Here is a 23,931-nt window from a genome sequence, read left to right as displayed (position 1 = left end):
AACGACATAACGTGAAGTGAATCGATAAAGCACCGACGACCCGTCCAGGTGCAGGCCAAAAAACGCTGCTCAAGCGTTTTTGCCCCGGTTCGCGGCAGTTCCCGGCAACCCCATGGAAAGTGCAAGCCGTTCACCGAAAAAGCCATTTCGCCCCTACCCGCCGCTGCCCATCATGGTCCCGGTCAATAAAAACAACGCCGAGACTGGATATGAAACCCGAAGACTTTCGTGCCTCCCCCGATCGCCCGCTGACCGGTGCCGAATACCTGGCCAGCCTGCGTGACGACCGTGAAATCTATATCTATGGCGACCGGGTCAAGGACGTCACCACCCACCCGGCCTTTCGCAACTCGGCCGCGTCCATGGCCCGCCTGTACGATGCCCTGCACGACCCGGCCACCCACGAGCAACTGTGCTGGCCCACCGACACCGGCAATGCTGGCTACACCCACAAGTTCTTCCGCTCGGCCAGGAGCTCCGACGAGTTGCGCCAGCAGCGCGACGCCATCGCCGACTGGTCGCGCCTGACCTACGGCTGGATGGGCCGCAGCCCCGACTACAAGGCGGCCTTCGGCAGCGTGCTGGGGGCCAACGCCGAGTTCTACGGGCCCTTCGCCGACAACGCGCGGACCTGGTACAAGCGCATCCAGGAGGCCTGCCTCTACCTCAACCACGCCATCGTCAACCCGCCCATCGACCGCGACAAACCGGTGGACCAGGTCAAGGATGTGTTCATCTCGGTGGACGAGGAAGTCGAAGGCGGGATCATCGTCAGCGGCGCCAAGGTGGTGGCCACCAACTCGGCGCTGACCCACTACAACTTCGTCGGCCAGGGCTCGGCCCAGTTGCTGGGGGACAACACCGATTTCGCCCTGATGTTCATCGCGCCGATGAACACCCGGGGCATGAAGCTGATCTGCCGCCCCTCCTACGAACTCCAGGCCGGCATGAGCGGTTCGCCCTTCGACTACCCGCTGTCCAGCCGCTTCGACGAGAACGACGCGATCCTGATCATGGACAAGGTGTTCATCCCCTGGGAGAACGTGCTGATCTACCGCGACTTCGAGCGTTGCCGACAGTGGTTCCCCCAGGGCGGCTTCGGCCGGTTGTTCCCGATGCAGGGCTGTACCCGGCTGGCGGTCAAGCTGGACTTCATCAGTGGCCTGCTGGTCAAGGCCCTGCAATGCACCGGTGCCCTGGAGTTTCGCGGGGTCCAGGCCCAGGTCGGCGAGGTGGTGGCCTGGCGCAACCTGTTCTGGTCCCTGACCGACGCCATGCACGGCAATGCCAGCGAGTGGCAAAACGGCGTCTACCTGCCCAGCGCCCAGGCCCTGCAGGCCTACCGGGTGCTGGCGCCCCAGGCCTATACCGAGATCAAGAAGATCATCGAGCAGGTGGTGGCCAGCGGCCTGATCTACCTGCCCTCCGGTTCCCGGGACCTCAAGGACCCCGTGCTCAACCAGTACCTGGGCACCTATTGCCGCGGTTCGGGAGGCATGGGTCACGAGGAGCGGATCAAGATCCTCAAGCTGTTGTGGGATGCCATCGGCACCGAGTTCGGCGGCCGCCACGAGCTGTACGAGATCAACTACGCCGGCAGCCAGGACGAGATCCGCATGCAGTGCCTGCGCCACGCCCAGGCCAGCGGCTCGATGCAAGCCATGACCGCCCTGGTGGACAAGTGCCTGAGCGACTACGACCTCGATGGCTGGACCGTGCCGCACCTGAGCAACCCCGACGACATCAACATGCTCGACCGCATCCGCCAGTAGTCGTGTGCAGCGAGGGCCACGAGCCCTCGCCACCCAGGCCTTCGGAGAACCCTCATGTCCGTACTCGACCCCAAGCAACTCGCCTTTCGCAACGCCATGGCGCACATGACCGCAGCGGTCAACGTCATCACCAGCAATGGCCCGGCCGGCCGTTGCGGCATCACCGCCACGGCGGTGTGCTCGATCACCGACAGCCCACCGACGCTGATGGTCTGCGTCAACCGCAACAGCGCCCTGAACCCGGTGTTCAAGGGCAATGGCCGGCTGTGCGTGAACATCCTCAGCGGCGCCCATGAAGACCTGGCCCGGCACTTCGCCGGCATGACCGGCGTAGCCATGGACCAGCGCTTCGGCCTGCACCCCTGGCGCGACGGCCTGCAGGCCCTGCCGGTGCTGGAGGATGCCCTGGCCAGCCTGCAGGGACGGATCACCGAGGTCCAGGAAATCGGCACCCACTCGCTGATGCTGGTGGAGCTGGACGAGATCAGCGTGCAGGAGCGCGGTGATTCGCTGGTGTACTTCAGCCGCAGCTTCCACCGCCTACCCCGGCCCTGCCAGGCCGCCTGAACCCCGCCCTCTCGGCCCGGGCCCCGTGCCACCTCCTGCATTTGTAGGATGGCGGCCAGCGGTCCAGGCGCCGATACTCGACCCAGGCCCTGCCCACGCCTGCCCTGGCGTACCGGCCGTCGATCCTTCAGTGACGAAAACAATAACAACGTCGCCCCGAGGTACCGCGCCATGAGTCGATCCCAGCCTCCTTCGCCCGGCCGCTTGCAGGCCTTCAGCGAACTGGTCCTGGCCTTGCAGCAACTGGCCCATAACAAGGACATCGAACACCTGCACCAGCACGCCCTGGCCCGCATCGCCAGGTTGCTGCCCTTCGACAGCGCCTGGTGGGGCCGCTCGGCCCTGGTGGACGGCGTGCCGGACGAACACAGCTGCTACCTGTACCGCCTGCCCCCCAGCTACCTGCCGGACTGGCAATCGATCCGCCATGTCGATGTCACCGTGAGCCGGGTTCACCAGGTACCGGGCCGGTCGGTGATCGTCGACATGGCCGACCCGGACAACGGCGCCGGCCTGAACTGGCTGGGGCGCCTGTACAACATCGGCGAGCTGCTGTGCGTGGTGCACATCGATCCCCATACCCAGCTGAGCAGCCACCTGGCCCTGTACCGCCAACCCGGCGCAGCGCGTTTCACCACGGAGGATTGCGAGCTGCTGGACAACCTGATGCTGCACCTGGTGGCGGCGGTCTCGGCCAACCAGATCCGCACCCTGGTGGCCACCCGCGAGCAACTCACCCGGCCGCGCAACCTGGCCCTGGCGGTCTGCGACCAGCGCGGCGTGTTGCACTGCGCCGAGAGTGGTTTCGTCGAACTGCTGCTCAACGAATGGCCGCACTGGAGCGGCCCGCAGCTGCCGCAACCCTTGGAGCTGGGCAACTACGAAGGCAAGTGCCTGCAAGTGGAGTCCCAGGCGGTGGGCGACCTGTTCCTGCTGGCGGCCCGCAGCCGCACCTTGCTGCCCCAGCTCAGCCCCCGGGAAAACGAGGTCGCGCAGAGCTTCGGCGACGGCAAGACCTACAAGGAAGTGGCGCGCGACCTGGGCATGTCGCCCAACACCGTGCGACATCACATCCGCGCCATCTACAGCAAGCTCGGGGTCAAGGACAAGGCGCGCATCGCCCAACTGCTGCACGCCCCGCCCGACTGACCCTCGTCGCGCCTTCCCACGCTGATTCGCGCCGTCGCCTGTGACGGCCACGGGCAGCCTTTGCCCTGTTTCCAGTCCCTGCCGCCTGCCGGCAAGCCCTGCGCCGAACAACAACGCCAACAAGAGACGCATCGCCCATGACCAGGAACCTTATCCGTACCGCGCTTGCCGTGGCCAGCACCCTGGCCAGCCTGTCGCCCCAGGCCGCCGATCTCAACGCCCGGGACTTCTTCGCCGCCCCGGTGGGCACCAACCTGGGCGTGCTGTACCTGCCCGCCACCCGCGCCGACAGCTTCCATGGCCCGGCCGACACCACCGGCAAGGCCGACCTGCGGGTCAATGCCATGGCCTATCGCCAGGTATTCTTCAGCGACCTGTGCGGCACCCTGTGCACGCCGCAGTTCATCGTGCCCTTCGTCGACACCGATGCGCGCCTGCCGGGCGCCGCGGGCCGTAGTCGCCAGAGCGGTTTTGGCGATCCCCAGGTGGGCGGCACACTGTTCTTCATCAACCAGCCGCAAAGCCGCACCTACAGCGGCTTGCTGACCCTGATCACGCTGCCGGTGGGCGAGTACCACAGCCGCGAGCCCGGGGTCTCGCCAGGGGCCAACCGCTGGGGCGCGACCTTCGTCTACAACTACACCCAGGGCCTGGGCGAGAAGTGGGTCCTGGAGGCCAACCTCGAAGCCCAGTTCTACGCCACCAACGATGACTACCTGGGCAGCGACCTCAAGCAGGACCCGCTGTACCGCCTGCAAGCCTTCGCGTCCTACGACTTCACCCCCAGCACCTACGGCGTCCTACGACTTCACCCCCAGCACCTACGGCGCCCTGCGGCTGATCCAGGCCGATGGCGGCGAACTGCGCATCGACGACCGACGCATCGACGACACCCACCGGCGCTACACCCAGGTCGGATTCGAGCTGGGCCACTGGCTGGATTCGCGCAACCAACTGATGTTCAGCCTGTCGCGCAATGTCGCCACCGACAACGGTTTCGCCGGCACCGACGCCCTGTTGCGCCTGGTCCACGTGTTCTGACCCCCGTCCGAGGAAGCCCGTCCATGCATAGTCACACCCCTGCCCTGAGCGACACCGCGCCATCGGCCCGCCAACCCCTGGGGCTCCTGGCGGCGATCGTGCTGTTCGCCGCCATCACCCCCGCGGTGCTGCTGATGGCCCCGGCCATCGCCGCGCAACTGGCCAGCCAGTGGCAACTGAGCCCAACCCAGATCGGCGACCTGTTCAGCGCCGAGCTGGGAGCCATGAGCCTGGCCACCCTGCCTGCCATCTGGTGGCTCAAGCACCTGGACTGGCGCCGCGCAGCCTTGTGCAGCGCCGTGCTGTTCATCGCCGCCAACCTGCTGTCGATGCTGGTCCATGACTATTGGCTGTTGCTGGTGGCGCGTTTTTGCAGCGCCCTGGCCGGCGGCTCGCTGATGATCATCTGCCTGGTCAGCGCCGCTGCCAGCCCCAACCCCAGTCGCGCCTACGGCTTCTGGGTGATGGGCCAGCTGGTGCTGGGGGCCATTGGCCTGAGCCTGCTACCGCTGCTGTTCGAGCACTTCGGCCTCGGCGCCTGCTACCTGATCCTGGCGCTGCTGATGGTGCTCTGCCTGCCCCTGGCCCGGTGCTTTCCCGTCGGCGCCGAACAGTCACTGGACGCCGCCACGCCCGCCCCACCGATCTCCTGGTTCAAGGCCGGCCTGGGCATCCTCGGCATCCTCACCTTCTACATCAGCCTGAGCGGGGTCTGGACCTTCATCGGCGCCATTGGCAGCCAGGCGGGGCTCTCGGCCCAGGCCAGCGGCGACATCCTGGCCATCGCCACCCTGATGGGCATCGTCGGTGCCCTGTGCGCCACCTTGTTCGGCGACCGCCTGCCCGGCAGCGGCCTGCTGTGGCTGGGCTACGGCCTGATGGCCGGCTCGGTGCTGGTGCTGTACGGCCAACCGCAACTGGCGCGCTTCGCCCTGGCGGCCCTGGTGTTCAAGTTCACCTGGACCTTCATCCTGCCCCTGGTGTTGGCGCGCATGGCGCAGATGGATCGCAGCGGACGGTTGATGAACGCCTCCAACCTGGTGATCAGCGTCGGCCTGGCCATCGGCCCGGCCCTGGCCGGACGCCTGATCGAAAGCAGCGGCGGCTTCCACAGCCTGTTGCTGGCCGGCGCCGCCCTCACCCTGCTGTCCCTGGCCCTGGTCCTGGGCTGCCGCCCCACCCGCTCGTAACCGTTTTCTTGAACGATGGATGTCACCATGACCTGCAAAACCGCGTTTTTCTTCGATGAGCTGTGCCTGTGGCACAGCGCCAGCCCCCACAGCCTGACCCTGCCGGTAGGCGGTTGGGTGCAGCCACCGGCAGCCGCCGGACATGCCGAGTCGCCGGAAACCAAGCGCCGGCTGAAGAGCCTGATGGATGTCAGCGGGCTGACTCGGCAACTGCAACTGCGCAGCGCCGAACCGGCCAGCGACCAGGACCTGCTGCGGGTCCATGGCGCCGCCTACCTGCAGCGCTTCAAGGCCCTGAGCGATGCCGGCGGCGGTGACCTGGGCGACCAGGCGCCAGTAGGGCCCGGCAGCTATGAAATCGCCAAATTGTCTGCCGGGCTGGCCATCGCCGCGGTGGATGCGGTGCTCAGCGGCGAGGCTGACAACGCCTACGCCCTGTCCCGGCCACCGGGGCACCACTGCCTGGCCGACCAGGCCATGGGGTTCTGCTTCCTGGCCAACATCGCCATCGCCATCGAGGCGGCCAAGGCCCGCCACGGCCTGGGCAAAGTAGCGGTGATCGACTGGGACGTGCACCACGGCAACGGCACCCAGGCGATCTTCGAGGAGCGCGCCGACGTACTGACCCTGTCCCTGCACCAGGACGGCTGCTTCCCGGCCGGCTACGGCGGCGAGCAAGACCGTGGGCGCGGCCCGGGCCTGGGCTACAACATCAACGTTCCGCTGCTGCCCGGCGGCGGGCACGACGCCTACCTGCAAGCCATGCAGCGCATCGTGGTGCCGGCGCTGGAGCGCTTCGAGCCGCAACTGATCATCGTCGCCTGCGGCTACGACGCCAACGCTGTGGACCCGCTGGCGCGGATGCTGTTGCACAGCGACTCGTTCCGCGAGATGACCCAGTGCCTGCGCGACACCGCCGCGCGCCTGTGTGGCGGGCGCCTGGTGCTGGTGCATGAAGGCGGCTACTCCGAGGCCTATGTGCCGTTCTGTGGCCTGGCGACCCTGGAGGCACTGTCAGGCATCCGCACTGCGGTCACCGACCCGATGCTGGAGTTCGTGCGCCTGCAGCAGCCCAAGGAACCGGTGCTGGCCCTGCAACGCCAGCTGCTGGAGCGCCAGGCCCAGGCGCTGGAGGCCTTCGCGCCCTGAGCCCTGCGGCGCCCGGTCGCTCAAGGGCACCTCTAAAAACTACCTGCGTTGTCATCGCTGCGTTAAAACCGACTGGTGCGCCAGCCCGGTCAAAATGCTCATTGACCCCTTGTAAACTGCGCTTTTTCACCGGTTTTTGCCTTGCGCTGGCTGCCTCGCCTACGTTTTTATAGGCGCCCTCAAGCTGGCGTGGGGCCGTGGCGCCGCGCCTCACTGGGCGTGCGTTGGTAGCGGGCCTTGAAGGCCCGGGCGAAGTGCGCCTGGCTGGCAAAGCCATGGCGATAGGCGATCTCACTGATATCCAGCGCAGCCCCCTGGGGGCTGCACAGCAGTTGGTGAGCCTGTTGCAGGCGCTTCTCCAGGATGAAGCGGCTGGGCACCCACTCCTCCAGGGCGAACAACCGGGCCAGGTGGCGCGGCGACACGCCGACCTGCGCCGCCACCCGCTCGCAACTCAACTCCGGGTCCGCCAGGTGCTCCTGGATGTACTGCTTGGCCGCCAGCAGGTAGGAGGCGCTCAGGGCGTTGATCGGCCGTTGCCCCACTTGCCCGGCGATCAGGCTGGCCAGCAGTTCGAAGGCCTGCTCCTGGTAGTCCTCGGCCGCACCGCACAAGGGCTGCTGGAAAAAAACCCGGGTGCGCTCGGCCAGGGTACGCAACAACAGGCGCTGGCCACCGCCCTGCCCGCCGATCTTCAACGGCTGGTCGAAGCGCCGCAGGCAACGGCGGGCGAACTGCTCCTGGGGAATATCGAAGATGAACTGGCGCATGGCGGCGGAAAAACCGAACAGGTAGGGCTTGTCGGTGCGATACACCACCAGCTCGCCCGGCTGCAGCAACTGGCAGGTGCCACCCTGGTAGAAGAACGAACCGCTGTCGGTGACCAGGGAGACGAAGATCGATTCCTTGGGCGCGCCACGGATCATCGAACGGTCACGCTCCACGACATGTTCATTGCCGACGATCCGCGCCAGGCGCATGGCGCTCAAGTGCAGGTTGTCCTGGCGGGCGGCGAAACCGCTCTCGGCGTAGGAGTTGCATTTGAGCCCCACCAGGGTGCTGGCGTTGTAGTCCTCCCAGAATGCCAGGCGCAGGTCCCGGTCGATGGCCTGGGTGCTGGCGTGGCGGGTTTCGAGCAAGGCGCATGGAGACATTGTTGTTCTTCTCATGGCAGCGGGATGTTTCCCGGACGGCAAGGCTCCGTCCAGGTACCTGAAGCCACGGAACCCGTGGCCTGCGGCCATTCATTAATATCTGAATGATTTGCCCTGTCAACTTCCCCCGCCCACTGGCAGCAGCCAGGGCGCAACCGTCCGAAACCGACAACAAAGCGGTCCGATCCGGACAAACCACCCGCCCCCGGCCGGCCTAGAGTCGTGCCGTCAGCCCCGCTGGCATTGCACCGACGACTCCACGACAACAAGAGAGACCGACCATGCCTGAAGCCGCCACCCGAGAGTTCTGGAAAGACCTGCAGCCCATCGCCAACTGCTTCAAGCCCGACGCCAAGCCCGAGGTCTACCTGCCCGACGCCGCCAGCGACGACCTGAGCCTGTACGTGCCCTTCACCGAGACCGTGTCTTCGCGCCCGCTGTGGATCTCCCCCAGCGAGAACCGCTGGTGCGACATCCTGATGGCCCGCAGCGCCGGGCTGGTCAACCGTCACTACCACCCCCACGAGGTCTTCGCCTACACCCTGTCCGGCAAGTGGGGCTACCTGGAGCACGATTGGACCGCCACCGCCGGCGACTTCGTCTACGAGACCCCAGGCGAAGGCCACACCCTGGTGGCCTACGAACACGAGCAGCCGATGCGGGTGTTCTTCATCGTCAAGGGCCCGCTGATCTGGCTCGACGAACAGGGCGAGCCCGACGGCTACTTCGACGTGCACTCCTACATCGCCCTGTGCCGTGCGCACTACGAAAAGAACGGCCTGGGCGCGGCCCATATCGACACCCTGTTTCGCTGATCACGGCCTCAACCTGCGTGCGGAGAATCACCATGGCTTATAAAAACAACAAGGCCAGCTACGAGAACACCTTGCTGGGGGTGCTGTTCCTGACCTTCGGCTTCGTATTTTTCGACCGCCTGGCGCTGTCCTTCCTGTTCCCCTTCATGGCCGACGAGTTGCAACTGGGCAACCGCCACCTGGGCTTGCTGTCCTCGGTGCTGGCCCTGGCCTGGGCAGTATCCGGGGCGCTGGTAGGGGCCTGGTCGGACCGCCGGGGCCGGCGCAAGCCGCTCTTGATCGTCGCGGTGTTGCTGTTCTCGCTGTGTTCGGCGCTGTCGGGGCTGGTCACCGGCTTCCTCAGCCTGCTGCTGTTTCGCGCCATCATGGGCCTGGCCGAAGGGCCGATCCTGCCACTGTCGCAATCGCTGATGGTGGAAGCTTCCTCACCCCACCGCCGGGGCCTGAACATGGGCCTGCTGCAAGGCTCGGCCGCCGGTTTGCTGGGGGCGGTGATCGGCCCGCCGGTCCTGGTGGCCCTGGCCGAGGCCTACGGCTGGCGCCATGCGTTCATCATCTCGCTGGTGCCCGGCTTGCTGATCGCCCTGCTGATCTGGCGCTACGTCCAGCCGGATGCGCCCAGCCGCGCAGCGCCCATGCAGGGCCCGAGCGGCAACGGCGTCAGCCGGCTGGCGCTGCTCAAGAGCCGCAACATCCTGCTGTGCACCCTGATCAGCTGCTTCTTCCTGACCTGGTTCATCGTGTTGATCTCCTTCACCCCGACCTTTCTGGTCAAGGTCCGCGACTACAGCCCGGCCAGCATGGGCACGGTGATGAGCTGCCTGGGCGGTGCCTGGGTGCTCTGGGGGTTTGGCGTACCGGCGATTTCCGACCGCATCGGCCGGCGCCCGACCCTGGTGCTGTTCTCGCTGGTGGCGGCCTGCTGTCCCTTGGCCCTGCTCTTTGCGCCCACGCCGTGGCTGCTGGGCGTGCTGATGCTGCTGACCTACACCGGGCTGGGCTGCTTCACCCTGTTCATGGCCACCATTCCGGCGGAGACCGTGCCCCGGGAAGTCATGGCCACGGCCCTGGGGCTGATCATGGGCATCGGTGAGCTGGTGGGCGGTTTCGTCGCCCCGACCCTCGCCGGTTTCGCCGCCGACCGCTTCGGTTTGTCGATCGTCATGTGGATGTCCTGCGCCGGCGCGCTGCTGGCCGCGGCCCTGGCCCTGCTGCTCAAGGAGACCGCGCCGGCGGTGCTGGCCCGGCGCCAGGCCGCGAACCTCCACTCACCGACCCTGCAAGGAGACCGCCCATGAAAGCACTGCGTTGGCATGCTGCCCGCGACCTGCGCCTGAGCCAGGTACAACTGCGCCAGCCCGGCCTTGGCCAGGTGCTGCTGCAAGTCGCCTATTGCGGCATCTGCGGCAGCGACCTGCACGAATACGCCAATGGCCCGCATTCCATCCCCCAGCAGCAGGCGCATCCGCTGTCCGGTTGCCGGGCCCCCTTGACCCTGGGCCACGAGTTCTGCGGCCAGGTGCTGGCCCTGGGCCCCGGAGTCGATCCCGGGCTGCTCGGCCAGCGGGTGGCGGTGGAGCCGGAATACCGTTGCGGCCAATGCCAGTATTGCCAGGCGGGCCAGTACAACCTCTGTGAGTCCATGGGTTTCATCGGCCTGATGGGCGACGGCGGTTTTGCCGAACAGGCGCTGGTGCCGGCCTACATGCTGCACCGGCTGCCCGATAGCGTCAGTTTCCGCCAGGCGGCGTTGCTGGAACCGGCGGCCGTGGCCTGCCATGCCTTGAACCAGAGCAGCCTGCAACCCGGCGCCAGTTGCGCGGTGTTCGGCCTGGGGCCCATCGGCCTGCTACTGGTACTGCTGGCCCGGCTCCGGGGGGTGGAGCGCATCTATGCCGTAGACCTGGACCCCGGGCGCCGGCAATTGGCCCTGGAACTGGGCGCCACCCAGGCCCTGGATGGCGCGGCGCCCGACTTGCGCCAGCGCCTGCGGCAGTTGAGCGATGGCGGGCTGGACAGCGCCTTCGAGGCGGCCGGTAGCCAGCAGACCCTGGACCATGCCCTGCACAGCCTGCGCAAAGGCGGCGAAGCGGTGCTGGTGGGGCTGATGGGCCAGGTGCAATTCGATGCCTTCCACCTGGTCAACAACGAGCTGCGCCTGCTGGGCAGCGTCGGCTACCGCGACGTCTATCCGCAGTTGCTGGAGCTGCTGGCCAGCAAGGACCTGGACCTGTCGCGACTGTTCAGCCGCTGCCTGTCCCTGGAGCAGGCGGTAACGGAGGGTTTCGAGGTCCTGCTGCAGGACAAGCGCCAGATCAAGGTGCTGGTCAACCCCAGCCCGGCCCTGGCCGAAGCCTGATCGAGGCGCTGTTCATCACTCACCACAAAAACAACAAACGAGTACCCGACATGAATGCCACCCATGCACTCGGCCCGCTGCTGGCCGCCCTGCTGTTGCCCCTGCCCGGCCTTGCCGCTACCGCCAGCGAGCCGCGCAGCGGACCGCTGGCCGGCCTGGGCGACTACCTGGCCGGACAGGGCATCACCCCGCATATCCAGTTCCTCAGCCTGTCGATGAAAAACCTCGACACCGGCCCCCGGCCCCACAGTTTCGGCAACAGCGGCGACCTGTTCGTCGGGGCCGATATCGACCTTGCAACCTTCGCCGGCCTGGACGGGGCGGCCCTGCATGTCGAGCAGACGCTGTTCATCCTCGACCAGGGGACCGGCGTGCCCACCTCGCGCAACTGGCAAGGGGCCGCCGGCAGCTACTTCGGCGGCGCGCCGATCCACAACGACCTGACCAGCAACCAGTTGAGCCTGTTGACCTACCAGCAGACCTGGCTCGACGGCCAGGTCGACCTGAGCCTGGGGCGGACCAACGCCCGGCGCTACTTCTACATCTACAACTGCGAGAGCACGGTGACCTGCAACGACCCGATCATCGAGGCCTCCACCGGTATCCTGCCGCCACCCTACGGGGCCTGGGGCGGCTACTTGAAGTACCAGGTGACGCCGCAGTGGTACCTGCATGGCGGCGCCTTCGAATCCAACCCGGTGGACTACCTCAAGCATCGCCAGGGCCTGGACTTCAGTACCGACGATGCCAGCGGCACCAGCCTGCTGCTGGGCGTGGGCAGCCAGCGGCAGGACGGCTATGGCTTTCACTACGAGCTCAACGGCTACTACAACACCTCCAAGCAGGAAGATCCGCTGACCGGCGCCACCGCCTTCGGCAGCGCTGGTGCCTTCTTCAAGTTCCAGCAGACTGTGTGGCGCGCCGACGGCGGATCAGGCAGTGCGCCACAGGCCTTGCTGCTGTTCGGCTCGCTGTCGGCGGCGGCCGATGCCAAGCAACCTTTCAGCCACTTCGCCGAGGCCGGCCTGACCTATCTCGCGCCCTTCGACCGCCCGCAAGACAAGCTCAACTTCAAGGCCAGCTACCTGCGCCTGAACGATCACCAGCTGCGCTTCCAACAGCAGGCACGGATCGCCAACGACGGCGACCCGCGCCTGGGCCGGCGCAATGTCTATGCCCTGGAAGCCAACGCGAACATCGCCCTGACCCGGCAGCTGACCCTGGAGCCGAGCGTCCAGTACTTGATCAACCCGGACAATTTCTACAACCCCGAAGCCCGCGAGCTGAGCGGCAACGGCTTTGTCGTCGGCCTGCAAGTGAGCCTGGACGTCGGCTCGCTGCTGGGGTTGTGAAATGGATTTCCCCGACTGCCCACGAGGTTACCGCCATGCCTGAAACTCCACCCCACAGCTACGACTACATCGTGGTCGGCGCCGGCTCCGCCGGTTGCGTGCTGGCCAACCGACTGTCCGCCGACCCCAGCCTCAAGGTGTGCCTGATCGAAGCCGGCCCCAGCGACCGCAGCCTGCTGCCGGGCGCCTACATACGCACGCCGGCGGGCATCATCCGCCTGATCGCCAACCCGCGCTGGAACTGGATGCATGCCTTCAGCGCCCAGGCCACCAGCGGCGGGCGCCCGATCCCCTGCCCCCGGGGCCGGGTCTGGGGCGGGTCCAGCGCCATCAACGGCATGATCTACATCCGTGGCCATCGCCACGACTACGACCAGTGGGCCGCCGCCGGCAACCAGGGCTGGAGTCATGACGAGCTGCTGCCCTACTTCAAGCGCTCGGAACACTTCGAGCCAGGGGATGCGCCCTGGCATGGCCGCGGCGGCGAACTCAACGTCGCCGAGCAACGCAGCCCCAGTCCGGTGAACCGGGTGTTCTTCGAAGCCGCCACGGAATTGGGCTGGAGCTATAACCCGGACTTCAACGGACCGGAACAGGAGGGTTTCGGTCCTTTTCACGTTACCCAGGTCAACGGCGAACGCTGCAGCTCGGCCCGCGCATTCCTGCACCCGATTCTGCAGCGGCCGAACCTGACCGTGCTCAGTTCCACCCTGACCCACCGTGTAGTACTGGAGGGTAAACGCGCCAACGGCGTGGAAGTCAGCCAGGATGGCCAGGCACGCCAGCTATTGGCGCGGCGCGAGGTGATTCTCTGCGCCGGCGCGATCAACTCGCCGCAACTGTTGTTGCTCTCGGGGATCGGGCCTGCCGAGGAACTGCAGCGCCATGGCATCGCCCAGCGCCATGCCCTGCCCGGGGTCGGTCATAACCTGCAGGACCACCAGGACATCGTGTTGATGTACCGCTGCCGTCCCGAGCTGAGCTACGGCCTGTCGCCCCGGGGCTTGCTGCCCCTGGCCCGCTCGCCCTGGCAGTACCTGACCCGGCGCCGGGGGCCGTTGACGTCCAACACCGTGGAGTCCGGGGCCTTCTTGCGCCTGGACCCGGACTCGCCGGTGCCGGAGCTGGGCCTGATCGTCGCCCCGGCATTGAAGAACCAGCCCCAACGCCTGGTGCCGGTCGGCCATGGCATCAGCCTGCACGTGGCGGTAATGCACCCACAGAGCCGTGGCCGGGTGCGCCTCAACTCGGCCGACCCGCAGGCCAAGCCGCTGATCGAGGCCAACTTCCTCAGCCACCCGGAGGACATGCACAAGCTGGTGGAGGGCCTGCGCCTGGTGCGCCGGCTGGCGGCGACCCGGGCCTTCGCCCAACACCTGCAGGACGAGCTGGTGCCCGGCCCGCAGGTGCAGAGCCAGGAACAGGTCGAACAATGGATCCGCCACAACCTGGGCACGGTGTTCCACCCGGTGGGCAGCTGCAAGATGGGCCATGACGAGTGGGCGGTGGTGGACGACCAGTTGCGGGTCCATGGCCTGCAAGGGCTGCGGGTGGCGGATGCCTCGATCATGCCGCTGCTGATCACTGGCAACACCAACGCCGCGGCAATCATGATCGGGGAAAAAGCCGCGGACCTTTTGCTGGGAGCGGCGCAGGCGCTACCTTGCGCTCCTACCCAGCACGAGGCCTGTGCCTGATGCAGGGTTCAAGGGCGCTTGGGCGCCTCGGCGCTCCACAGCACCGGCCAGTTGTCGTAGCCCAGGCCGCTGCAGTTGGGCATGCGGCGGTAGTCGGTGAGCTGGAAAGCCTGGCCGTCGAAGTGCCAGCTGGCCATCTCACCGCAATCACCTATCCCGCGCCCCATCAGGAAGCTGCTGAGCTCGCCGGTCTCGGGGTAATAATTGATGCCGCCCACATGATCGACGCTGCCGGCTGGGAGCGCCTGCATCTGCAGGGTTTGAAGCCCATGGGGCGCGGTCCGCGAACGACTGCTGATATCGAACTGGCAGATGTAGGCGCCACAGTCGGAGAACTCGAACACCAGCGCCTGCTGCTCGGTCAGGGGATAGACCTCGATCCTCGGCGGCATGACGTAGTCATCGTCTTGCGCGGCCTTCGGCGCCGGCAATGCCGCCTGCACCGCCGCCAGCAGCCCGGCCCGTTCCTGAGCGCCAAGGGGCGTCACCCCCGGATAGGGACGCAATGCCCGGGGCGGCTGGACCCTGGGCACCGAGCTCGCTGGCTGCTCGCCGGGCACCGCCAGGGCACTGACCGTGTCCTGGCGGTGCTGGACCTGGTCCACCCGGTGCAGCAAGTGCGGCAGAGCCGTCAGGAGCACCTGGGCCGGTTCCTCGCCCGGCAGCTCCAGCACGTGGCCGGCCTGCAGCCGCGCCAGCCACTGACGGGCCAGGGCCTGATCGTCAACCCGGTAGTACTGCTGCTCGCGGGTGCTGTCGGGGGCTTCCGGCTCCAGGACCAGGGCTGCCAACAAGCCGGGCTCCAGCGGCTGGCCATCCAGGCGCAGCGTCTGCAGATCGAATGGCGCCCCCTGGTGTTCCAGTTGCAGTTGCACCCGCCCCTCGGGGCCGGCCTGGCTGCGGATGATCAGCGTCAGGTGGTTGACCTGCTCGGCAAACTCGATGTTCGGCACATAGAGCAGTTGGCAATCGCGGCGGTTGTCGCACGCGCTGATCCAGCCCTTCTGCTGCTGCCACAACGGCGTCAGCTCGGGCAGCTCCCGGGCCTGGCAGGCCATGGCGCCAAGCATCAGCAGGGACAACGCAACGGGACGCAGCATGACGACGCTCCTTGTCGGAAAAGGCGCGGATTCTGCCACGCTCGCCAGGTTTCGAATACCACTGGCAAGGCCTGCGGGCGGCGCCTGCCCACCCAGCCCGGCGGCTGTACTCAGTGACCCGGCACAGGCGACGTGACCAGCCCCTGGCGCGCCCGATACTCGCCCGGAGCGGCCTTGGCATAACGCTGGAAGAACCGGCTGAAATAGGCCGGATCCTTGAACCCCAGTTGGTAGCAGATTTCGTTGGCCGAATTGCCGGTGAACAACAACAGGCGCTTGGCTTCCTGCATCAGGCGTTCGTACACCAAGTGCTTGGACGGCAAGTCGGCGATGCGCCGGCAGACATCGTTGAGCCGCGCCTCGGTCACCCCGATCTGCCCGGCATAGCGCCCCAGGGGCCAGTGTTCCAGGTAGTGCGCCTCGATCAGTTCGTTGAAGCGATGGAAGATCTGCAGGTCTTCGTGGCGCGCCGGGCGGGCTTCCAGGGAGTTGGCCGAGAGCCGCAGCAGGCTGATCAGCAGCAACCGGGTCAAGGCTTGCAGCGCCGGCTCGCGCCCGGCCCCCTGCCCGTCGATCTCCTGCTGCAACTCATGGAACAGGCACTCCAGGCGCCGCACCTCGCCAGCGAACCCGGCACCGAGCCGGCCCAGGGCCACGCACGCCGGCGGCACCTGGGGAGCCGGGGCCAGAGCCGGGTCCGCGCCGATCAACTCCCATACCAGTTGTTGGCGCACCGTGAGTACATGGCCCTCGGCATCGGCCTCGGTAACGAAGGCGTGGGCGATGGTCGGCGGCGTGAGGAAGAACATCGGCCCGGACTCCAGGTATTGCCGGTCGTCCAGGTAGACCCGCACCGCGCCACTTTGCACGTAGTGCACCTGGAAGAATCGGTCATGGCGGTGCACCGGCATGTTGCGGCCGAAAAAACCGGCCAGGTTGCTCAGCTTGTCGTAGTGCACCTGGGCATCGGCGTAACGCTGGTCGTGGACCTGGCCGATGTTGATGTTGGGGATCGGTTGGCGTGGGTGCATGGTGCCCCTCTCTTGTTGTTTTCAGCACGCGGGCCTGGGCCATCCTGGGTGATTCGCCACTTGCCCGCCAGGGTGCGGCACAACAGGCAAGACAGCTGCTTGACGATCGTTAACATATTAAATATAACGTTAACACATTAACGAATTCACCCCGCGACCGGCAAGTGCCGCACGGGCCCCGAGACCCGCAACCAGGAGACGCTCGATGAGCCGAGCCTTGAACGACCACGCTGGCGGCACCCTGTTCGGCGTGGCGCTGAACTACCAGGGGTTGCTGCACGAGCACCTAGAGCGCTTCAGCCAGCCGCCCTACCAGAAGCCACCGGTGAAGCCGGTGCTGTTCATCAAGACCCCTAACACCCGCAACCAGCACGACGGTGCTGTCGAGCATCCGGCCGGCGAACGCCTGCAACCGGGCCCGGCCCTGGCCGTGGTAATCGGCAAGCGCGCCAGCCGGGTCAGCGAGGCCCAGGCTCTGGAGCACGTGGCCGGTTACACCATCGCCAACGAATTCAGCCTGCCGGAGGACAGCTACTACCGCCCGGCGGTCAAGGCCAAGTGCCGCGATGGCTTCTGCGCCCTGGGCCCGGTCCTGGTGCCGGTCGCCGAGGTCGCCGACCCGCAGGCGCTGACCATCAAGCTGCTGGTCAATGGCCAGGTGGTGCAGGAAAACACCACCGCCAACCAGGTCCGCAGCGTAGCCCGGCTGATCGCCGAGCTCAGCGAATTCATGACCCTGGACGTCGGCGATGTGCTGCTCACCGGTACCCCCGAAGGCCGGGTCGACGTGCAGCCCGGTGATCGGGTCGATATCGAGATCAGCGGCCTGGGCCGCCTCACCAACCACATCGTCGCGCCACAGGAGGCCCGCCCATGAAACACGCCCGCATCCTGTTCGAAGGAAAGGCTCACAAGGTCCAGGTCGACGACCAGCACAACGTGCGCCTGGCCGATGGCCGCGTGCTGGGTGAGCAACAGGTCACCTGGCTGCCGCCCGCCACCGGCAACATGTTCGCCCTGGGCCTGAACTATGCCGACCACGCCCGCGAACTGGCCTTCACCCCGCCCACCGAGCCCCTGGCGTTCATCAAGTCGCCGGGCACCTACACCGGCCACAACCAGCGGACCTGGCGCCCGGATGGCGTGGCCTACATGCACTACGAGTGCGAGCTGGTGGCGGTCATCGGCAAGCCGGCGAAGAACGTCAAGCGCGAGGATGCCCTCGACTACCTGGCCGGCTACACGGTGTGCAACGACTACGCCATCCGCGACTACCTGGAAAACTACTACCGCCCCAACCTGCGGGTGAAGAACCGCGATGCCACCACCCCGGTGGGCCCCTGGATCGTCGACGTCAGCGACGTACCCGACCCCGGCAACCTGAAGCTGCGCACCTGGATCAACGGCGAGCTGAAGCAGGAAGGCACCACTGCGGACATGATCTTCGACATTCCCTACCTGATCGAATACTTCTCCAGCTTCATGACCCTGCAACCGGGCGACATGATCGCCACCGGCACCCCCGAGGGCCTGGCCGACGTGGTGCCCGGCGATGAAGTGGTGGTGGAAGTGCAAGGCGTGGGGCGCCTGGTCAACCGAATCGTCAGCGAAGCCGAGTTCTTCGCCCATCCAGCACAAGGGGCAACAGCATGATCAAGCATTGGATCGACGGCCGCGAAGTCGCAAGCCGCGACACCTTCGTCAACTACAACCCGGCCACCGGCGAGGCCATCGGCGAAGTCGCCAGCGGTGGCGCCGAGGAAGTGGCCCGTGCAGTGGCCGCGGCCAAGGAAGCGTTCCCGAAATGGGCCAACACCCCGGCCAAGGAGCGCGCACGCCTGATGCGCCGCCTGGGAGAGCTGATCGACCAGAACGTGCCGCAACTGGCGGAGCTGGAGACCCTGGACACCGGCCTGCCGATCCACCAGACGCGCAACGTGCTGATTCCCCGGGCCTCGCACAACTTCGACTTCTTCGCCGAGGTCTGCACCCGCATGGATGGCCACAGCTACCCGGTGGACGACCAGATGCTCAACTACACCCTGTACCAGCCGGTGGGGGTCTGCGCCCTGGTGTCGCCGTGGAACGTGCCGTTCATGACCGCCACCTGGAAGACCGCGCCCTGCCTGGCCCTGGGCAACACTGCGGTGCTGAAGATGAGCGAACTGTCGCCGCTGACCGCCAATGAACTGGGACGCCTGGCAGTCGAGGCCGGAATCCCCAATGGCGTGCTCAACGTGATCCAGGGCTATGGCGCCACCGCCGGCGATGCCCTGGTGCGCCACCCGGATGTGCGCGCCATTTCCTTCACTGGCGGCACTGCCACCGGCAAGAAGATCATGCAGACCGCGGGCCTGAAGAAGTACTCCATGGAACTGGGGGGCAAATCGCCGGTGCTGATCTTCGAGGATGCCGACCTGGAACGGGCCCTGGACGCCGCGCTGTTCACCATCTTCTCGCTCAATGGCGAGCGCTGCACCGCCGGCAGCCGGATCTTCATCCAGCAAAGCGTGTACCCGCAGTTCGTCAAGGAGTTCGCGGCCCGGGCCAAGCGCCTGATCGTCGGTGACCCGACGGACCCCAAGACCCAGGTCGGCTCGATGATCACCCAGCAGCACTACGACAAGGTCACCGGCTACATCCGCATCGGCATCGAGGAAGGCGCGACCCTGCTGGCCGGTGGCCTGGAGCGGCCGGCCGGCCTGCCGGCGCACCTGTCGCGCGGGCAGTTCATCCAGCCCACGGTGTTTGCCGACGTGGACAACAAGATGCGCATCGCCCAGGAAGAGATCTTCGGCCCGGTGGTGTGCCTGATCCCGTTCAAGGACGAAGCCGAGGCCCTGGCCCTGGCCAACGACACCGAGTACGGCCTGGCGTCCTACATCTGGACCCAGGACATCGGCAAGGCCCACCGCCTGGCCCGGGGCATCGAGGCCGGCATGGTGTTCATCAACAGCCAGAACGTGCGCGACCTGCGCCAGCCATTCGGCGGCGTCAAAGGCTCGGGCACCGGGCGCGAAGGGGGTGAATACAGCTTCGAGGTGTTCGCCGAGATCAAGAACGTCTGCCTCTCCATGGGCAGCCACCACATCCCGCGCTGGGGCGTGTAAGGTTCAGGACCGTCCCGGATCCCCCCAACAATAAGATGTTTCAGGAGAAGCACCATGGGCGAAGTCGTCATGGCCGCCAAGGTCTGCCACGTTCCATCGATGTACCTGTCCGAGTTGCCGGGCAAGCACCACGGCTGCCGCGAGGCGGCCATCGCCGGGCACAAGGAAATCGCTCGCCGGGCCCGGGCCCTGGGCGCCGACACCGCGGTGGTGTTCGATGTGCACTGGCTGGTCAACAGCGGCTACCACATCAATTGCGGCGAGGTGTTCAACGGCACCTACACCAGCAACGAACTGCCGCACTTCATCAAGAACATGACCTACGACTACCCGGGCTGCCCGGCGCTGGGGGAGTTGATCGCCGCCGAGGCCAACGCCGCCGACGTGCGCACCCTGGCCCATAACATCCCCAGCCTGGAGCTGGAGTACGGGACCCTGGTGCCCATGCGCTACATGCACATGGACGTGCCCGCCGCCGAGCATTTCCAGGTGGTGTCCATCGCCGCCTGGTGCGCCTGGCACAAGCTGGCCGACAGCTTCACCTTCGGCGCCGCCGTGCGCCGGGCCATCGAGAAGAGCGACCGCAAGGTCCTGGTGCTGGCCTCCGGCTCCCTGTCCCACCGGTTTTCCGATGACCGCGAGGCCGAGGCCAACATCCACAACTGGACCCGGGAATTCGACAAACAGGTCGACCAGCGCGTGGTGGAGTTGTGGCAGCAGGGCCGCTTCCGCGAGTTCTGCGCGATGCTCCCCGACTACGCCGAGCACTGCTATGGCGAAGGCAAGATGCACGACACGGCGATGCTCCTCGGGCTGCTGGGCGGCCCCGAGTACAACCGCCCGGCCGAGATCGTCACGCCGCTGTTCGGCAGCTCCGGCACCGGCCAGATCAACGCCATTTTTCCGTTGTGAAGGCAGCGACAAGCTTCTAGCTACGAGCTGCAAGAAAACGCCAAGAGCAGCGGTGAGCCGCGAGCCCCAGCCACAGGAGATCCCTCTTGCAGCTTGCGGCTTGCCACTTGCCGCTGCCCACAAAGGAGGTTCCCGTGCCGCATTTCATCGCTGAATACACCGACAACATCGAAGCCCAGGCCGATCTGCCGGGGCTGTTCGAAAAGGTCCACGACTACCTGGGCGCCAGTGGCGTGTTCCCCCTGGGTGGCATCCGCAGCCGCGGGGTGCGCCTGGACACCTGGCGCATGGCCGACGGCAAGCATGACTACGCCTTCGTCCATATGCGCCTGCAAGTGGGGGCCGGGCGCGACCTTGAAACCCGGCGCCAGGTGGCCGAGGGCCTGTTCGAGATCATCAAGGCGCACTTCGCCCAATTGCAGGCCCAGCGCTTGCTGGCCCTGTCGTTCGAGATGAGCGAGCTGGAGGCCGAGCTCAACTTCAAGCACAACAACGTCCACGCCTTCCTCAAGTCGCTGTAGCCGCCGTAACCCACGGCTTGCGCAACCTACAAGAACAACAACGAGGCCACGCCCATGTCCCGCCCTGCCATTGCCCAGGCCCCGCTGGCCGAGGCCAACGATTGCTATCGCAAGATCACCTGGCGCCTGATGCCATTGCTGTTCGTCTGCTACATCTTCGCCCACCTGGACCGGATCAACATCGGCTTTGCCAAGTTGCAGATGACCCAGGACCTGGGCTTCAGCGACAGCGTCTACGGCCTGGGCGCCGGGTTGTTCTTCATCGCCTACGCGCTGTTCGGCGTGCCCAGCAACCTGGCCCTGGAGCGGGTCGGGCCACGGCGCTGGATCGCCCTGCTGATGCTGGTCTGGGGCCTGTTGTCCAGCGCGCTGATGCTGGTTCAGGACGCCTGGGGCTTCTATGTACTGCGCTTCTTGCTGGGGGTGGCCGAGGCCGGCTTCTTTCCCGGCATCCTGGTGCTGCTCAACCGCTGGTTCCCGGCCGACCGCCGTGGCCAGGCCACCGCGCTATTCGCCATCGCCGTGCCCATGGCCGGGGTCCTGGGCGGCCCGCTGTCGGGCTGGATCCTGGAGAACTTCCATGACCGGGGCGGCTTGCGCGGCTGGCAATGGATGTTTTTGATCGAGGGCCTGCCGGTGGTGCTGCTCGGGCTGCTGGTGCTCAAGGCATTGCCGGACAGCATCGACCAGGCCACATGGCTCAGCGCCGCGCAAAAGGCCTGGTTGCACACGGCCCAGCAGCAAGAGGAGCAGCGCAAATCCATCAACCGCTTCAGCGACATTCTCAAGGACCGCCACGCCTGGCTGCTGGTGGGCATCTATTTCGCGGTGATGCTGGCGGTCAACACCATCGCCTTCTGGATGCCGACCCTGATCCACCACTCCGGTGTGGCCGGGGACAGCGACGTCGGCCTGCTCAGCGCCCTGCCCTACCTGGCTGGCTGCCTGTTCATGCTGGCGGTCGGCCGCTCCTCGGACCACCTGCGCGAACGCCGCTGGCACCTGGCCGTGCCACTGCTGATGGCCTGCCTGGGTTTGGCGCTGACCGCCCTGGCGCCACAGAACCCCTGGCTGGTGATGTTCGGCCTGGTGGTGGCGGGCATGGGCGCCAGCGCCGCATTGCCGATGTTCTGGCAACTGCCACCGGCCTTTCTGGCCAGCAATACCCAGGCGGCGGGCATCGCCCTGATCAGTTCCTTCGGCAGCGTCGCGGCCTTCCTCGCGCCTTACCTGATCGGCGTGGTGCGTGACGCCACCCAAAGCGCCAGCCTGGCGCTGTATGCCCTGGCTCTGCTGATCGCCCTGGGCGCCTGGCTGGTGCTCTGGGTACCGGCCCCTATCGTCAATCCACAAGAGAAATGAACATGCTCAGCCCCTCCGACATCCAACAGGCCGCGGCGCGCCTCGACGCCGCCGAACGCAGCCGCGAACAGATCGGCCAGCTGTCCCTGGAATACCCGGACATCCGCATCGAGGATGCCTATGCGATCCAGCGCAGCTGGGTGGAACGCAAGATCCGCGACGGCCGCCGGCTGGTGGGCCACAAGATCGGCCTCACCTCCCGGGCAATGCAAGTGTCGTCGAACATCAGCGAGCCGGACTTCGGCGCCCTGCTGGACGACATGCTGTTCGAGGAAGGCAGTGACATTCCCTTCCAGCGCTTCATCGTGCCGCGGGTCGAGGTGGAGCTGGCGTTCATCCTCGGCAAGCCCCTCAAGGGCCCCGGCTGCACCCTGTTCGATGTACTGGAAGCCACCGACTGGGTGATCCCGGCGCTGGAGATCATCGACGCGCGCATCCAGCAGGTAGACCCGCAGACCCAGGCCACGCGCAAGGTCTTCGATACCATTTCCGACAACGCCGCCAACGCCGGGGTGGTGATGGGTGGCCGGGCCGTGCGCCCCGGCGACGTGGACCTGCGCAAGGTGCCGGCGGTGCTGTACCGCAACGGTGTGATCGAAGAGTCCGGGGTCTCGGCCGCGGTGCTCAACCACCCGGCCAAGGGCGTGGCCTGGCTGGCCAACAAGCTGGCAGCCTACGACGTCGGCCTGGAAGCCGGGCAGATCATCCTTGGCGGCTCGTTCACCCGTCCGGTGGCCGCACGCCCGGGGGATGTATTCCACGTCGACTACGACCAACTGGGCAGCATCGCCTGCCGTTTCGTCTGAGGAGAACGCCATGGACATGCCGCAGAACCTGTTCAAGCAACGCCTGCAAGGCAGCGAGCCACAGATCGGCCTGTGGCTGGGTCTGGCCAATGCCTACTGCGCCGAGCTGGCGGCCAATGCCGGTTTCGACTGGCTGCTGCTGGACGGCGAGCACGCCCCCAACGACCTGCGCAGCTTGCTGGGGCAATTGCAGGCCATCGCCCCCTACGGCGCCCACGGCATCGTCCGCCCGCCGATCGGCGATACCGCGCTGATCAAGCAGTTGCTGGATATCGGTGCCCAGACCCTGTTGGTGCCCATGCTCGAAAGCGCGGCCCAGGCGCGCCAGCTGGTCAGCGCCATGCGTTATCCGCCCCAGGGCATTCGCGGGGTCGGCAGCGCCCTGGCCCGGGCCTCACGCTGGAACAGCATCCCCGGCTACCTGGACCAGGCCGACGAACACATGTGCCTGCTGGTGCAGATCGAGAACCTGGAGGGCTTGCGCAACCTGGACGAGATCGTCCGGGTGGAGGGGGTCGACGGGGTCTTCATCGGCCCGGCCGACCTGTCGGCGGCCATGGGTCATCGCGGCAATCCCGGACATCCCCAGGTGGTCGCGGCGATCGAGGACGCCATCCTGCGGGTGCGCCAGGCCGGCAAGGCCGCGGGCATCCTCAGTGCCGACCAGGGCCTGGCCCGGCGCTGCATCGAGCTGGGGGCCAACTTCGTCGCGGTGGGGGTCGATACCACGGTGCTGATGAAGGGCTTGCAGAACCTGGCCGGGCAGTACAAGGCCCAGGACGCCCCCAGCAGCGAGGGTGGGGTCTACTGAGCGGGGCTTGCGCTAGCAGACCGTTGAAAATCT

General features: G+C 66.6%; 21 protein-coding genes and 1 pseudogene. 19 read left to right on the top strand and 3 right to left on the bottom strand.

Annotation, left to right across the window (positions count from 1 at the left end; genetic code table 11):
* The first annotated feature begins 209 nt into the window (after nucleotides 1-209).
* From hpaB to ATY02_RS13625, 6 genes and pseudogenes are all read left to right on the top strand, one after another.
* On the top strand, nucleotides 210-1,772 hold the full coding sequence (gene hpaB, locus ATY02_RS13650; protein WP_068588221.1) for a 4-hydroxyphenylacetate 3-monooxygenase, oxygenase component: 1,563 nt from the start codon (nucleotides 210-212) through the stop codon (nucleotides 1,770-1,772).
* Between the two features lie 54 nt (nucleotides 1,773-1,826).
* Complete coding sequence (gene hpaC, locus ATY02_RS13645) at nucleotides 1,827-2,339, top strand: 4-hydroxyphenylacetate 3-monooxygenase, reductase component (protein WP_053130693.1); 513 nt, start codon at nucleotides 1,827-1,829, stop codon at nucleotides 2,337-2,339.
* Nucleotides 2,340-2,510: 171 nt separating this feature from the next.
* The gene (locus tag ATY02_RS13640) at nucleotides 2,511-3,488 is read left to right on the top strand and encodes a helix-turn-helix transcriptional regulator (protein WP_068588218.1); all 978 of its coding nucleotides are present in this window, start codon (nucleotides 2,511-2,513) and stop codon (nucleotides 3,486-3,488) included.
* Nucleotides 3,489-3,625: 137 nt separating this feature from the next.
* Nucleotides 3,626-4,529: pseudogene (locus tag ATY02_RS13635) on the top strand (transporter).
* Between the two features lie 23 nt (nucleotides 4,530-4,552).
* Nucleotides 4,553-5,719: an MFS transporter gene (locus ATY02_RS13630; protein ID WP_068588257.1), complete on the top strand. Its 1,167-nt coding sequence runs from the start codon at nucleotides 4,553-4,555 to the stop codon at nucleotides 5,717-5,719.
* A gap of 27 nt (nucleotides 5,720-5,746) precedes the next feature.
* Nucleotides 5,747-6,868 (top strand): class II histone deacetylase, encoded by a 1,122-nt coding sequence (locus ATY02_RS13625; protein WP_164823659.1) that lies wholly within the window; start codon nucleotides 5,747-5,749, stop codon nucleotides 6,866-6,868.
* 179 nt (nucleotides 6,869-7,047) lie between these two features.
* Here ATY02_RS13625 and ATY02_RS13620 read toward each other — a convergent pair whose 3' ends face one another.
* Nucleotides 7,048-8,022 carry an AraC family transcriptional regulator gene (locus tag ATY02_RS13620; RefSeq protein WP_068588212.1) on the bottom strand — a complete coding sequence of 325 codons (975 nt, stop codon included), beginning with the start codon at nucleotides 8,020-8,022 and terminating at the stop codon, nucleotides 7,048-7,050.
* 281 nt (nucleotides 8,023-8,303) lie between these two features.
* On the opposite strand from ATY02_RS13620, the gene ATY02_RS13615 reads away from it, so the two are divergent.
* Genes ATY02_RS13615 through ATY02_RS13595 form a run of 5 tightly spaced genes read left to right on the top strand, consistent with a single transcriptional unit; the run spans nucleotide 8,304 to nucleotide 14,245 of the window.
* On the top strand, nucleotides 8,304-8,837 hold the full coding sequence (locus tag ATY02_RS13615) for a 2,4'-dihydroxyacetophenone dioxygenase family protein (RefSeq protein ID WP_068588209.1): 534 nt from the start codon (nucleotides 8,304-8,306) through the stop codon (nucleotides 8,835-8,837).
* 32 nt (nucleotides 8,838-8,869) lie between these two features.
* Nucleotides 8,870-10,135: an MFS transporter gene (locus ATY02_RS13610; RefSeq protein WP_068595965.1), complete on the top strand. Its 1,266-nt coding sequence runs from the start codon at nucleotides 8,870-8,872 to the stop codon at nucleotides 10,133-10,135.
* Nucleotides 10,132-11,196 carry a 2,3-butanediol dehydrogenase gene (locus ATY02_RS13605; RefSeq protein WP_068588202.1) on the top strand — a complete coding sequence of 355 codons (1,065 nt, stop codon included), beginning with the start codon at nucleotides 10,132-10,134 and terminating at the stop codon, nucleotides 11,194-11,196. Before ATY02_RS13610 ends, ATY02_RS13605 begins: the two co-directional genes overlap by 4 nt.
* Before the next feature lie 50 nt (nucleotides 11,197-11,246).
* A complete protein-coding gene (locus ATY02_RS13600) occupies nucleotides 11,247-12,548 on the top strand; it encodes a carbohydrate porin (protein ID WP_068588199.1) in 1,302 nt (433 codons plus the stop codon).
* Between the two features lie 35 nt (nucleotides 12,549-12,583).
* Nucleotides 12,584-14,245 carry a GMC family oxidoreductase gene (locus ATY02_RS13595; protein ID WP_068588196.1) on the top strand — a complete coding sequence of 554 codons (1,662 nt, stop codon included), beginning with the start codon at nucleotides 12,584-12,586 and terminating at the stop codon, nucleotides 14,243-14,245.
* A gap of 8 nt (nucleotides 14,246-14,253) precedes the next feature.
* Here ATY02_RS13595 and ATY02_RS13590 read toward each other — a convergent pair whose 3' ends face one another.
* The gene (locus ATY02_RS13590) at nucleotides 14,254-15,345 is read right to left on the bottom strand and encodes a DUF1176 domain-containing protein (RefSeq protein WP_068588193.1); all 1,092 of its coding nucleotides are present in this window, start codon (nucleotides 15,343-15,345) and stop codon (nucleotides 14,254-14,256) included.
* A gap of 110 nt (nucleotides 15,346-15,455) precedes the next feature.
* Nucleotides 15,456-16,376, bottom strand: coding sequence for a 4-hydroxyphenylacetate catabolism regulatory protein HpaA (gene hpaA / locus ATY02_RS13585; protein WP_068588190.1), 921 nt, complete (start codon nucleotides 16,374-16,376; stop codon nucleotides 15,456-15,458).
* A gap of 205 nt (nucleotides 16,377-16,581) precedes the next feature.
* On the opposite strand from hpaA, the gene ATY02_RS13580 reads away from it, so the two are divergent.
* The 8 genes from ATY02_RS13580 to hpaI all read left to right on the top strand — a co-directional run bounded on the left by ATY02_RS13580 (nucleotide 16,582) and on the right by hpaI (nucleotide 23,898).
* On the top strand, nucleotides 16,582-17,253 hold the full coding sequence (locus ATY02_RS13580) for a fumarylacetoacetate hydrolase family protein (RefSeq protein ID WP_068588186.1): 672 nt from the start codon (nucleotides 16,582-16,584) through the stop codon (nucleotides 17,251-17,253).
* A complete protein-coding gene (locus ATY02_RS13575; protein WP_068588183.1) occupies nucleotides 17,250-18,029 on the top strand; it encodes a fumarylacetoacetate hydrolase family protein in 780 nt (259 codons plus the stop codon). Before ATY02_RS13580 ends, ATY02_RS13575 begins: the two co-directional genes overlap by 4 nt.
* Nucleotides 18,026-19,486: a 5-carboxymethyl-2-hydroxymuconate semialdehyde dehydrogenase gene (gene hpaE, locus ATY02_RS13570; RefSeq protein WP_053130717.1), complete on the top strand. Its 1,461-nt coding sequence runs from the start codon at nucleotides 18,026-18,028 to the stop codon at nucleotides 19,484-19,486. Before ATY02_RS13575 ends, hpaE begins: the two co-directional genes overlap by 4 nt.
* Nucleotides 19,487-19,540: 54 nt before the next feature.
* Entirely contained in the window at nucleotides 19,541-20,398 is an 858-nt protein-coding gene (gene hpaD, locus ATY02_RS13565) for a 3,4-dihydroxyphenylacetate 2,3-dioxygenase (RefSeq protein ID WP_053130720.1), read from the top strand.
* Nucleotides 20,399-20,532: 134 nt separating this feature from the next.
* Nucleotides 20,533-20,919, top strand: a complete 387-nt coding sequence (locus ATY02_RS13560) for a 5-carboxymethyl-2-hydroxymuconate Delta-isomerase (RefSeq protein ID WP_068588180.1) — start codon at nucleotides 20,533-20,535, stop codon at nucleotides 20,917-20,919.
* Between the two features lie 54 nt (nucleotides 20,920-20,973).
* On the top strand, nucleotides 20,974-22,281 hold the full coding sequence (locus tag ATY02_RS13555; RefSeq protein ID WP_068588178.1) for an MFS transporter: 1,308 nt from the start codon (nucleotides 20,974-20,976) through the stop codon (nucleotides 22,279-22,281).
* 2 nt (nucleotides 22,282-22,283) lie between these two features.
* A complete protein-coding gene (gene hpaH, locus ATY02_RS13550) occupies nucleotides 22,284-23,087 on the top strand; it encodes a 2-oxo-hept-4-ene-1,7-dioate hydratase (RefSeq protein ID WP_068588175.1) in 804 nt (267 codons plus the stop codon).
* A 10-nt stretch (nucleotides 23,088-23,097) separates the two neighbouring features.
* Nucleotides 23,098-23,898, top strand: a complete 801-nt coding sequence (gene hpaI / locus ATY02_RS13545) for a 4-hydroxy-2-oxoheptanedioate aldolase (protein ID WP_068588172.1) — start codon at nucleotides 23,098-23,100, stop codon at nucleotides 23,896-23,898.
* The last annotated feature ends 33 nt before the right edge of the window (nucleotides 23,899-23,931 follow it).

It is taken from the genome of Pseudomonas sp. BIOMIG1BAC (genome assembly GCF_001705995.2).
Lineage (GTDB): Bacteria > Pseudomonadota > Gammaproteobacteria > Pseudomonadales > Pseudomonadaceae > Aquipseudomonas > Aquipseudomonas sessilinigenes.
Note: the sequence above shows the minus strand (reverse complement) of the source record. Positions and strands in the feature narration are given on the sequence as shown.

Excerpts from the sequence above, each read along its gene's own strand:
- hpaI (WP_068588172.1), top strand. The coding sequence starts at position 23,098 with ATGGACATGCCGCAGAACCTGTTCAAGCAACGCCTGCAAGGCAGCGAG.
- hpaB (WP_068588221.1), top strand. The coding sequence starts at position 210 with ATGAAACCCGAAGACTTTCGTGCCTCCCCCGATCGCCCGCTGACCGGT.
- ATY02_RS13580 (WP_068588186.1), top strand. The coding sequence starts at position 16,582 with ATGAGCCGAGCCTTGAACGACCACGCTGGCGGCACCCTGTTCGGCGTG.
- ATY02_RS13600 (WP_068588199.1), top strand. The coding sequence starts at position 11,247 with ATGAATGCCACCCATGCACTCGGCCCGCTGCTGGCCGCCCTGCTGTTG.
- ATY02_RS13625 (WP_164823659.1), top strand. The coding sequence starts at position 5,747 with ATGACCTGCAAAACCGCGTTTTTCTTCGATGAGCTGTGCCTGTGGCAC.
- ATY02_RS13640 (WP_068588218.1), top strand. The coding sequence starts at position 2,511 with ATGAGTCGATCCCAGCCTCCTTCGCCCGGCCGCTTGCAGGCCTTCAGC.
- hpaH (WP_068588175.1), top strand. The coding sequence starts at position 22,284 with ATGCTCAGCCCCTCCGACATCCAACAGGCCGCGGCGCGCCTCGACGCC.
- hpaD (WP_053130720.1), top strand. The coding sequence starts at position 19,541 with ATGGGCGAAGTCGTCATGGCCGCCAAGGTCTGCCACGTTCCATCGATG.
- hpaA (WP_068588190.1), bottom strand. The coding sequence starts at position 16,376 with ATGCACCCACGCCAACCGATCCCCAACATCAACATCGGCCAGGTCCAC.
- ATY02_RS13615 (WP_068588209.1), top strand. The coding sequence starts at position 8,304 with ATGCCTGAAGCCGCCACCCGAGAGTTCTGGAAAGACCTGCAGCCCATC.
- ATY02_RS13555 (WP_068588178.1), top strand. The coding sequence starts at position 20,974 with ATGTCCCGCCCTGCCATTGCCCAGGCCCCGCTGGCCGAGGCCAACGAT.
- ATY02_RS13575 (WP_068588183.1), top strand. The coding sequence starts at position 17,250 with ATGAAACACGCCCGCATCCTGTTCGAAGGAAAGGCTCACAAGGTCCAG.
- ATY02_RS13630 (WP_068588257.1), top strand. The coding sequence starts at position 4,553 with ATGCATAGTCACACCCCTGCCCTGAGCGACACCGCGCCATCGGCCCGC.
- ATY02_RS13595 (WP_068588196.1), top strand. The coding sequence starts at position 12,584 with ATGCCTGAAACTCCACCCCACAGCTACGACTACATCGTGGTCGGCGCC.
- hpaC (WP_053130693.1), top strand. The coding sequence starts at position 1,827 with ATGTCCGTACTCGACCCCAAGCAACTCGCCTTTCGCAACGCCATGGCG.
- ATY02_RS13605 (WP_068588202.1), top strand. The coding sequence starts at position 10,132 with ATGAAAGCACTGCGTTGGCATGCTGCCCGCGACCTGCGCCTGAGCCAG.
- ATY02_RS13590 (WP_068588193.1), bottom strand. The coding sequence starts at position 15,345 with ATGCTGCGTCCCGTTGCGTTGTCCCTGCTGATGCTTGGCGCCATGGCC.
- ATY02_RS13620 (WP_068588212.1), bottom strand. The coding sequence starts at position 8,022 with ATGTCTCCATGCGCCTTGCTCGAAACCCGCCACGCCAGCACCCAGGCC.
- ATY02_RS13610 (WP_068595965.1), top strand. The coding sequence starts at position 8,870 with ATGGCTTATAAAAACAACAAGGCCAGCTACGAGAACACCTTGCTGGGG.
- hpaE (WP_053130717.1), top strand. The coding sequence starts at position 18,026 with ATGATCAAGCATTGGATCGACGGCCGCGAAGTCGCAAGCCGCGACACC.